The 2,461-nt window shown below is 69.8% G+C and carries 2 protein-coding genes; both read left to right on the top strand.

All coding sequences use genetic code 11. From position 1 onward, the window contains the following. Positions 1–1,594: PP2C family protein-serine/threonine phosphatase (locus tag ACWELQ_RS43740; RefSeq protein ID WP_452402859.1), on the top strand; the 1,594-nt coding region annotated here is incomplete at its 5' end. A gap of 96 nt (positions 1,595–1,690) precedes the next feature. Further along, on the top strand, positions 1,691–2,461 hold a 771-nt coding region (locus ACWELQ_RS43735), incomplete at its 3' end, for an anti-sigma factor RsbA family regulatory protein (RefSeq protein ID WP_452402860.1).

The raw sequence follows: 2,461 nt of genomic DNA, 5'->3' as shown, positions 1-2,461 counted from the left end.
GGCTGAGCTCTGCGCGCACACGCTTCCATCGGATCCGGCCCCGGCGTCGGGCCCGGACGAACCATGCTCCGCCGAGCTGAAACGACTGGCCGACAACCTGTTCGACTCGGCGCTGCTGCTGGTGCCCCGGCTGGACGCCGACGGTGGTCTCGTCGATTTCGGCATCGACCATGTCAATCCCGGCTTCGTGGACCCCGCGGGCCGGTCTCGGGACCTGATCCAGGGCGCGTCACTGCTCGAGGTCTATCCGATGTCGGTCGGCCACGGTCGGCTGTTCGAGCGGATCGAGCAGGTCTACGCCACCGGTGCGAGCTACCGGGCCGATCCGGTGATGCTGACCGAGCTGACCGGTCAAGCGCTGCCGCCGATTTCGGCCGCGCTCGGCATCAGCCGCCACGGTGACGCCGTGCTCGTGGTGTGGCGGCTGCGGGACGAGGCGGCCCGCATGGCGCTGCTGTTGCAGCATGCCCAACGACTCGGCGGCGTCGGCGGTTTCGAGGAGAACGCCGCGACCGGGGAAATCCTTTGGACCAGGACGCTTTTCGGGGTGTACGGGCTGACGCCGGACGCGGTTCCGATCCCGCTCGCGCAGCTGCCGTTGCATGTGCACGAATCCGAATCGCAAGCCGCGCAACGATTCCTGCGTACGGTGCTGCGCTATCGGCATACCTCCTCCGCGGCCTTCCGGCTGATCCGCCCGGACGGCACCGTCCGCCATGTCCGGGTCGTCGCCGAGCCGGTGCTCGATGTCGCGGGCAACCTGCTGGCGGTCCGCGGCGTGTACCAGGACGCCTCGGCACAGCACTGGACCGAGATCGCCCTGTCGGCCACCCACGACCGGTTGACGCATTCCGAGCAGCAGACCGCCGAGCAGAGCCGGCTGGCCCGGCAACTGCAACAGGCCATCATGCCCGCCAGTCAGCCCCCGATCGAGGCGTTCGGCTTGCGGATGGCGGTCCGGTATCGGCCGACCGAACAGGATCACCTGGTCGGCGGGGACTGGTACGACGTGGTCGTGCTGCCGTCGAAGAAGATCCTGGTGTCGGTCGGCGACATCGCGGGCCACGGAATCGCCGCCGCGACCGGAATGGTGGTGTTGCGCAACGCCTTACGCGGCCTGGCCGCCACCGGCGCCGGACCGGGCCGGATCCTGACCTGGCTGAACCTGGTCGCCCACAACCCCGCCGACACCATCTTCGCCACCGCGATCTGTGGCATCTACGACCCGGGGACCGGCGTCCTGTGCTGGGCGCGGGCCGGTCATCCGCCGCCGGTGCTGGTTCGCGGCGGCACCGCGTCGGCGCTGCCGATGCTCGGCGGCAAGCTGCTGGGCGCCGTGTCCGAGACCCGCTACGAGGAGGCCGAACTGCAACTGGAACCCGACGATGTGCTGCTGCTGTACACCGACGGCCTGATCGAGCGGCGTGGCCGCAGCCTCGACGACTGCACCCGGCGACTGCTGACCTTGGCGGCCGGATTCGACGGCGGCCTCGACGATCGCCTGGATTACCTGCTCGACAACAGCGATGCCGACACCGACGACGACGCCTGCGTCATCGGCATCCACCTGGGCCGCACGGACGCGACGACATGATCGGCGGCCGATACCCGAAATTGGCTGATTCAATCGTCGGCCGCCGGGTAATGCTCGCGACGACCGGACGATCGGGGTAGGGAGAACGGCGTGGGCATGGGCGACGGTGGTGGAGCCTCGACCGAGCACTTCGTGCACCGAGCGCTGTTCTACCGGGACCGCGAGGAATACCTGAGCGGCACCATCGGATTCCTCCGCGACGGCTTGGCCGCCGGGGAACCGGTGGCGGCCGTCGTCCCGACCGCGAACCTGGCGATACTGCGCGCCGCACTGGGGCGTGCCGCGGACGCGGTCCGGCTCATGGACATGACGGTCGAGGGCCGCAATCCCGGTCGCATCATCCCGGGCGTGCTGCGCGCGTTCGCCGACGCGCACCCCGCCGGGCGAGTGCGCATCGTCGGCGAACCGATGTGGGCGGGCCGTTCCGAGCTGGAATACGCGGCCTGCGTGCAACACGAGGCACTGATCAACGCGGCCTTCCGCGGTCGCGAGGTCAGCATCGTGTGTCCATACAACCTGGCCGAACTGAGCCCGGTCGCCGTCGCCGACGCCTACGCCACGCACCCCCGGGTGACCGATCCGGGCGGCGAAAGCGTGAGCCACGCCTACGATCCCGACCTGATGGTCGCGGCGTACAACCTGCCGCCCCCGAACCCTCCCGCCACCGCGGCGGTGTTCGCGTTCGACGCCGCGGCACTGCGCGCGACCCGCTACAGCGCGGCCGACTACGCCGGACTGGCGGGCATGACCGCCGAGCGCATCACGGATCTGGAAACTCGCGTCGATGCCTGCACGAAGGCATGGCTCCGAGCCCAGGGGCAATCTCCGGCAACGCCCAGGGTGAGCTGCAGAATGCTCGCGCGTTGT

The organism is Nocardia sp. NPDC004722 (genome assembly GCF_053601505.1).
This window is presented reverse-complemented; position numbering and strand designations above follow the sequence as displayed.